Source organism: Duganella sp. Root1480D1, assembly GCF_001427305.1.
In the GTDB taxonomy this organism is placed as follows: domain Bacteria; phylum Pseudomonadota; class Gammaproteobacteria; order Burkholderiales; family Burkholderiaceae_D; genus Rugamonas.
This window is the reverse complement of record NZ_LMFZ01000021.1, coordinates 25,076-32,262: the sequence shown is the minus strand read 5'-3', so window position 1 is coordinate 32,262 and position 7,187 is coordinate 25,076. Positions and strand designations below refer to the sequence as shown.

Annotated in this window: 7 protein-coding genes and 1 riboswitch; of the genes, 3 read left to right on the top strand and 4 right to left on the bottom strand. The window is 62.3% G+C overall.

Annotated elements, in window-relative coordinates; all coding sequences use genetic code 11:
- Positions 1–270: 270 nt before the first annotated feature.
- From ASD58_RS17955 to ASD58_RS17940, 4 genes are read right to left on the bottom strand one after another with little or no spacing between them, the layout of a single operon-like run.
- Positions 271–996: a phosphatase PAP2 family protein gene (locus ASD58_RS17955; protein WP_229210018.1), complete on the bottom strand. Its 726-nt coding sequence runs from the start codon at positions 994–996 to the stop codon at positions 271–273.
- Positions 986–2,611: a phosphoethanolamine transferase gene (locus ASD58_RS17950; RefSeq protein ID WP_057262596.1), complete on the bottom strand. Its 1,626-nt coding sequence runs from the start codon at positions 2,609–2,611 to the stop codon at positions 986–988. Before ASD58_RS17950 ends, ASD58_RS17955 begins: the two co-directional genes overlap by 11 nt.
- Positions 2,612–2,657: 46 nt before the next feature.
- Positions 2,658–3,902 (bottom strand): HAMP domain-containing sensor histidine kinase, encoded by a 1,245-nt coding sequence (locus tag ASD58_RS17945; protein ID WP_057262595.1) that lies wholly within the window; start codon positions 3,900–3,902, stop codon positions 2,658–2,660.
- Positions 3,889–4,578 carry a response regulator transcription factor gene (locus tag ASD58_RS17940; RefSeq protein WP_057262594.1) on the bottom strand — a complete coding sequence of 230 codons (690 nt, stop codon included), beginning with the start codon at positions 4,576–4,578 and terminating at the stop codon, positions 3,889–3,891. Before ASD58_RS17940 ends, ASD58_RS17945 begins: the two co-directional genes overlap by 14 nt.
- A gap of 20 nt (positions 4,579–4,598) precedes the next feature.
- Between ASD58_RS17940 and cobT the strand changes: the two genes are divergently transcribed.
- The 3 genes from cobT to ASD58_RS17925 all read left to right on the top strand — a co-directional run bounded on the left by cobT (position 4,599) and on the right by ASD58_RS17925 (position 6,937).
- On the top strand, positions 4,599–5,633 hold the full coding sequence (cobT, locus tag ASD58_RS17935) for a nicotinate-nucleotide--dimethylbenzimidazole phosphoribosyltransferase (RefSeq protein WP_057262593.1): 1,035 nt from the start codon (positions 4,599–4,601) through the stop codon (positions 5,631–5,633).
- Positions 5,634–5,639: 6 nt separating this feature from the next.
- Positions 5,640–6,407, top strand: a complete 768-nt coding sequence (locus ASD58_RS17930; RefSeq protein ID WP_057262592.1) for an adenosylcobinamide-GDP ribazoletransferase — start codon at positions 5,640–5,642, stop codon at positions 6,405–6,407.
- On the top strand, positions 6,398–6,937 hold the full coding sequence (locus ASD58_RS17925) for a histidine phosphatase family protein (RefSeq protein ID WP_057262591.1): 540 nt from the start codon (positions 6,398–6,400) through the stop codon (positions 6,935–6,937). The genes ASD58_RS17930 and ASD58_RS17925 overlap by 10 nt, the downstream gene beginning before the upstream one ends.
- A riboswitch (cobalamin riboswitch) is annotated at positions 6,932–7,151 on the top strand. It overlaps the preceding gene by 6 nt.
- The last annotated feature ends 36 nt before the right edge of the window (positions 7,152–7,187 follow it).

The window sequence follows — 7,187 nt, the reverse complement described above, 5'->3', positions numbered from 1 at the left end:
ATATTGCTACCGGAGGTCACTCACTCAAAATACTGACGAATCTCTTTCGAGATTACGTTTAATATATTTTGTGCGAGCGTTATAACGTATATTTTGAGCATCAGGCCCGAGGGCCTGGGCATATCGTCAAACGCCCACACTTATCGACTGTTGATTTTTAAAGATCGCTGCCTTGTTTGTTCGACGAAGCGTTGTGTTCGTCAGCAGCAGAGAAGCGAGATTATGCGGTACAGCGTGCAACTCGTCAACCCCTTCTTTTTCTCGTTTCGCTCACTGTTCAAACAGCGCTGCGTTGCGAGGGACAGAACTATAACCAAACACTTGGCGTTTTGCAAGTGAATAATTCGCCATCACGACTGCGCAAGCAATCCAGGCCGACCACAGAGTGTGAGTGAGGAAGTGGGCGCCACGCAGTTGCTGCACGAAGCCAACTCCCAGCGCGAATGCCAACATCAGCGCGCCGACACCCAGCGCCTTACGCGGCTGGGCTGGCCACCAGAAGGCCGACAGTGCAATCAGCCACAGTGCGCTGGAGGCATGCCCGCCAGGCAGGCAGTGGCCGGCATCGACGCCGGCCGGCATCATTTCGAGCAAACGTATATAAGGGGCGTGTCCGCCATAACGCTCCAGGTCCCATGGGCAGTGCGAAGTACTGGCGCGCTTAAGGAGACTGACCAGCACCGGCACGCTGATGGCCGACATGCCAAGCACACGCATTCCCAGGCGCTTCGCGGGCGCCCAGTGCAAATGCGGCCGCCACGCATCCCACAAAGCCATCACCACGGCGGCGCCGGCCAGGCAAGACAACAGGGCTTTCAGGATCACATGGTTGAAATGCTCGGCAAACCAGGCATGCTGCAGAGGAAATACCCCGCGCGCATGGTCATACACCATGTCGGCCAGGCGCAAGTCAACGTCCGTGTACTGGCCAAGCCACAGGATCAGGGTGGCCGACGCCGCCAGCGCCAGCAATCCCCAGGAAGTCTTAAGCATCATCGATACACGCATGGAACATGTCTAGCTTAGGGTTGTAAACCGCCGTATTCACATTCAGCATGCCGAGCGTGGAATGGAATACGTTATCGTGCGAGAACTGCTGACTGCTGCGCGCCGCGAGGCAGCTACGGTCAACGTGGAAGCGCTGGCTGAAGCTGTCGGACATCCACAGCATCATCGGCACCTTGCGCTGCTCTTCCGGCGAGAAGATATACGGCGCGCCGTGCAGGTACATATTCTTCTCGCCCAGCGATTCGCCATGGTCGGAGAAATACAGCATGGAAGCCGGCACCCCCGCCTCCTTCAGCACCTTGATCGTCTTATCCAGGAAATAGTCCGTATACAGGATGGTGTTGTCGTAGGCCGCCGTGATTTGTTCGCGCGAGCACTGCTCCAGTTCATTGGTCTGGCAAACCGGCCCAAACTTCTTGAATTCGGCCGGATATCGCTTCCAGTAAGCCGGGCCATGGCTGCCCTTCTGGTGCAGCACGATCACCAGGTCCTTTTGAGAGTTGCGAATCAGGTCCGGCAAGCCTTCGAGCAGGTGCTCGTCATAGCACTCTTCGGTGTTGCACAGCGGGTTGCCGGCGACAGGCTTGGACATATCTTCGAAGCGCACGCGGTCGCACACGCCCTTGCAGCCGGAATTGTTGTCGCGCCAGATCACTTCCAACCCTGCGTGCTGCAGCACGTCCAGCAGCCCCTCCTTGCTGCGCGCCTTGTCTTCCGAATAACCCTCGCGAGTGAGGTCTGAGAACACGCAAGGGACCGAGACCGCAGTCGCAGTGCCACAAGAGCTCACATTGTTGAAGTTGACCAGCGACTGGACTTGCGCCAAGCGAGGATTGGTCTCGCGCCCATAGCCATTCAGCGAGAAATTCATCGAGCGGGCAGTCTCACCGATCACGAGGACAGTCACGGTACGCGCGCCGTTGCCCGCCGCCGCCCACAAGCTGCCTTTGGCCGCATCGGTGCCGAGCGGCGCGATCACGGCAGGCGTCGCCCATTTCTGTTTGAGGTAGCCGTTGGTGGCCTGGAATACATTGGTCGGCGTCAGCATGAAGCGCAATTCGCGGTGCTCGCGGATTGCCGGCGCCAGGGTTTTGAACAACACGAACAGCAAGCCGGTCGACAGCAACAGCGAGCCAGCCACCAGGCCGATATTGACCAGCACTTCACGGCGCAGGGAACCATAGCGCACCGGCAGCCGCCAGATCAGCCATGATGGGACCACGCCCAGCAGCAAAAACGATTGCACCAGCTTCCAGCTAAACAGCTCGCCGGCTTCCCGCACATCGGTTTCCACCACGTTCTGCACCATGGAAGCATCCACCACGATGCCGTATTGGGACATGAAATAGGCCGTCATCGACGACAGCAGCAATAGCGCTATCACAACAGGCTTGAACAGGCGGCGGAAGTTAACCAGCGCCAGTACCCCGCTGAAAACCAGGACCAGCAGCAGCACGGAGCCAAGGTAAACCAGCAGGTTGGACAGCCTGAATCCGCCGGTGGCAGAGACAAAGCTCTTCCAGAAGCTGATGTTATAGATCAGGACCAGGAAGGAAGCAGTTGCGAGCGGGAGGAAGGCGGAATGGATGCGAGGTAATTTCATCCTCGCACGATAGCTTGCACTTGGTAAAGGCTATGTAAAGGCGGCGTTAAGATTGCGTTAAATCGGCTGGAAAACTGATGTCGAAACGGGTGCCGCCACCCTTTCGTTGTTGAACTTGCAATTCGGCGCCGAGATAGATGCAAATGCGCTGCACCAGCCCCAGGCCAAGGCCGGTCCCCGAGGAAGCCCCGTCGTCGTCCGGCCTCGATTCGCCGCGCAGGCTGGCCAGGGCGGCCGGCGGCAAGCCAGGACCGGTATCTTCCACAATGATGGATCGCTGCTCCAGGCGCAGCACGATTTCGCCCTGCTCGGTATAGGCACAAGCATTGCGCAGCAGGTTGCTGATGGCTGCCTGCAGCAGTTCACGCGAACCATATACGATGAAATCGGAGCCATCCTGGTAGCGCAAGGTGACCGGTTTATCCGCCACCATCGGCTGGCAACGGGCCACCTCATACTCCGCCAACTCGGCGACCGACTGCTGCGGCGCCTCCAGTCCTTGCGGCGTGCGGGCCAGCCGAAGCAGGACGCTGGTCACGTCGCTGGCTTCGCGGGCGGCACGATAAATCCTTTCAGCCGGCGCTTGCAGTGCCGGCTCGCCCTCGGTGCGTGCGATCAGCACTTCCGCCGCGCCACTGATTACCGTCAGCGGCGTGCGCAATTCGTGACTGACGTCCCCGGTGAAGAAGCGCTCACGGTCAAGGAACTGCTTGAGCTCTCCGGTACGGCGGGCAAAGGCGCGCGCCAGCACGCCCAGTTCATCGCTGCGCTCAAGGCAGGGCAGTTGGTCCCGGCGCTCTTCCACTGCCTCCGACAGCAAGGTAATCGGCGTCACAATGCGATTGGCAAGGAAGCGGGCCAGGATCAGCGAACAGGCAACGAAAGCGAGAAAGCCTGCGGCGAACATCGAATAGACCACGATCTCGATCTTTTCATATTCGCTGTCATGATCCACCACCACGAATTCGCCATGTCCGTCATTACCTGCAAGTACGTGCAGGTCGGTTCCGTCGACCGTGATCTCGCGCACGCCATGGGGCAGCCCTCGCAGCGAACGCGGGATGTCGGCGCCGTGATGGAATGTCAGCCCGGCCGGCATCTGAACCGGCATGCCGCCGGTATGGCGCGGCGCAGCCCACAGGGCAATTTCTTCCAGGCGCTCGTCGACCAGCTTTTGTTCAATGCCCTCGACTGCCAGCGCGGCAATAATGGCAAACACTGCGGAAACCGCGACCGCAAATGTCATGTAGGCGCCGATAATGCGCCGGCGTAGCGAATCAGCCTTCTTCATCTGAGCTCACCAGCTTGTAACCAATGCCCGGGATCGTGCGCAACATGGCAAAAGGATAAGGCTTGTCCAAGGCTTGGCGCAGCGCATGGATGTGGGTGCGCAGCGCATCGCTGTCTGGCCGCTCGTCGCCCCACACCTCATGTTCCAGCGCATCGCGCGTAACGATGCGCGGCGCTTCCTTCATCAGGCTCTTGAGGATGGTGTAGCCGGTGCGGGTCAGCACCAGTGGCCTTCCGGCACGGCGCACCTCGAAATTGACCGTATCGAAGGTCAGGTCGCCGAATTGCAGCACCGGTGTTGCCGCCGGCACGCCCCGCGCGCGCCGCACCAGGGCGCGCAGCCGGATTTCCAGCTCCACCAGGGAAAAAGGCTTGACCAGGTAGTCGTCGGCGCCGCTCTCAAAGCCGGCAACCTTGTCTTCCAGCGTGTCGCGCGCGGTCAGCATCAGTACCGGGGTGGACTTTCCCAGCTCCCCGCGCAGCTTGCGGCACAGTTCCATCCCATTCAGGCCGGGCAGCATCACGTCCAGCACCACAGCGTCGTATTCATGCTCGGTGGCCAGCGCCAGCCCACCATAACCATTGGCTGCCGTATCCAGTACGTATCCTTTGGGCTCAAGGAAGCCGTACAGGTTGGCGACAATATCCTTATTGTCTTCAATGATAAGTATGCGCATACGGGCATTATAATTCCGCGATGACTATCCCACACATCACCCCACTCAAAGACGAAGCCCTGGCGGCCCAACTGGATCGCGCCATCAACAACAAGACCAAGCCGCTGGGCAGCCTGGGGGCGCTGGAAGGATTGGCGCACAAGGCAGGCATGATCCAGCAGACCGTCAGCCCTCAGGTGCGCGAGCCTGCCATCCTGGTGTTCGCGGGCGATCATGGGGTAGTGGCGGAAGGAGTTTCAGCCTTCCCGCAGGACGTAACCTGGCAGATGGTGGAAAATTTCCTGGCCGGCGGCGCCGCCATCAACGTGTTCGCGCGCCAGAACGGCTGCTCGCTGCAAGTGGTAGATGCGGGAGTCAAGCATGATTTCGGGCCGCGCGAAGGCCTGGTCAACCGCAAGATCGCCCCGGGCACTGCCAATTTTGCGCAGCAGCCGGCCATGTCGGCGCAGCAGTGCATGGAAGCGATGGAATGCGGCATGGACCTGGTGGCCGAGCTGCCGGGCAATGTGCTGGGCTTCGGCGAAATGGGGATCGGCAATACCACCGCTGCCGCCGCATTGATGCACCGCCTGACCGGCATCCCGGTGGCGGATTGCGTTGGCGCCGGCACCGGCCTGGCGCCCGAGGGCGTGCTGCACAAGCAGCGCGTGATTGAGGCGGCCATGGCGCTGCATGCCGACGCACAGGACGGGCTGCAGGCTCTGGCTGCCTTTGGCGGCCTCGAAATCGCCATGATGGCCGGCGCCATGCTGAAGGCCGCCGAACGGCGCATGGTGCTGCTGATCGACGGCTTCATCGTCACCAGCGCCCTGCTGGTTGCGTCCCGGATACAGCCGGCAGTGCTGGATTATTGCGTGTTCTCGCACTGCTCCGATGAAAATGGCCACAAGCGCATGCTGGACTTCCTGGGCGGCCGCCCGCTGCTGAACCTGGGCCTGCGCCTGGGTGAAGGCACCGGCGCCGCGCTGGCCGTTCCGCTGCTGCACGCCGCCATCAACTTCCTGAACCAGATGGCGACTTTCGAGTCGGCCCAGGTCAGCGAGAAGTCCGAGTAAGCGCCCATGCAGCAGTTGCGCCTGTTCTTCATCGCACTGCAATTCTTCACGCGCCTGCCCATTCCGCGCTGGGTTGGCTTCGAGCCGGCCTGGCTGCACCATGCCTCGCGCTATTTCCCTGCCGTGGGGCTGGTCGTGGCGGCGATTGCGGGCGGCGTGTACGCGGCTGCGGCGCTGGTGCTGCCGCCCGCGGTTGCCGTATTGCTGTCTACTGCCGCCGGCATCTATGCCACCGGCGCCTTCCACGAAGACGGGTTTGCCGATAGTTGCGACGGCCTGGGTGGCGGCCATACGCGCGAACGCGTCCTGGAAATCATGAAGGATTCGCGCATCGGTGCCTATGGCGCCATTGGCATCGGCCTGATGCTGGCGACCAAGGTGGCGGCCCTGGCCAGCATGCCGAAACTGGCGGTGCCGGGCGCCTTGCTGGCGGCCCACCCGCTGTCCCGCCTGATGGCCTGCTCGCTGATCTGGCGCATGGAATATGCCCGCGCCGAGGGCAAGGCCAAGCCGCTGGCGCAGGAAATGCGCAGCAGCGAGTTCGCCATCGCCACGCTGACGTCGGCGCTGCCGGCAGCGGGCGCCGTGGCCCTGGGCTGGCTGCCGCTGGCGGCGCTGGGCACGGGCCTGGCAGGCATGCTGCTGGCGACACTCTGGCTGGCGCGCAAATTCCAGCAGCGGCTCGGCGGCTATACCGGCGACTGCCTCGGCGCCGTCCAGCAATTGACGGAAGCGGTGTTCTACCTTGGCGTGCTGGCCTGCGTGTGGAACTGATCCTCGTCCGCCACCCCCAGCCCGATATTGCACCCGGCTTGTGCTACGGCGGCAGCGACATCCCGGCCGCGCCGGACGCCCTTGCCGCCGGCCACGCCTGCCTGGCGCCGCAACTGGCGCGCGGCCTCGCGCGGGGCCACCGCCTGTATTCCAGCCCCCTGCGGCGCTGCACGGCCCTGGCCTCCCTGCTGGGCGACTTCAAGCCAGATGCGCGGCTGGCGGAAATGCATTTTGGCGCCTGGGAGCTGCGTCCGTGGTCCGGCATCGCGCACGAAGAAGTGGATGCCTGGGCTGCCGACCTGCTCGACTACCGCCCTGGTGGCGGCGAGACCGTGCGCGAAGTGGCCGCCCGCGTGCAGTCCTTCCTCGACGAACTACAGCACAACGCCATCGTCGTCTGCCATGCCGGCACCATGCGCCTGATGGCTGCCATCGCGGCCGGTGAGCCCCTGCAACAGGCAGCCGCCAAGCCAAACCACATCAAGTATTGCGAGATCCTTCGCTTGTCCTGGCCCGCCAAGTCCGTATAATGGCGGGGTTTTGGTGCCCGCAATCGAATTCTCGAATGCAGTTAAACGGGAAACACGGCGCTGTCCCTGACAGCCAACGTGTGCTGCCCCCGCAACGGTAAGCAAGTGCCGCCTTCAGCGCGGCAGCGACCTCCCGGCCACTGTGCGCAAGCATGGGAAGGCCAGGCCGCCAGACTTGCCAGCCCGGATACCGGCCAGACCAGGTGGGAACGCGCCCTGCGCCCGTTCCTGTTCATGCCGGCTTACGGGG

Coding starts and splice junctions, on each gene's coding strand:
- ASD58_RS17955 (WP_229210018.1), bottom strand. CDS start 996: ATGATGCTTAAGACTTCCTGGGGATTGCTGGCGCTGGCGGCGTCGGCC.
- ASD58_RS17950 (WP_057262596.1), bottom strand. CDS start 2,611: ATGAAATTACCTCGCATCCATTCCGCCTTCCTCCCGCTCGCAACTGCT.
- ASD58_RS17945 (WP_057262595.1), bottom strand. CDS start 3,902: ATGAAGAAGGCTGATTCGCTACGCCGGCGCATTATCGGCGCCTACATG.
- ASD58_RS17940 (WP_057262594.1), bottom strand. CDS start 4,578: ATGCGCATACTTATCATTGAAGACAATAAGGATATTGTCGCCAACCTG.
- cobT (WP_057262593.1), top strand. CDS start 4,599: ATGACTATCCCACACATCACCCCACTCAAAGACGAAGCCCTGGCGGCC.
- ASD58_RS17930 (WP_057262592.1), top strand. CDS start 5,640: ATGCAGCAGTTGCGCCTGTTCTTCATCGCACTGCAATTCTTCACGCGC.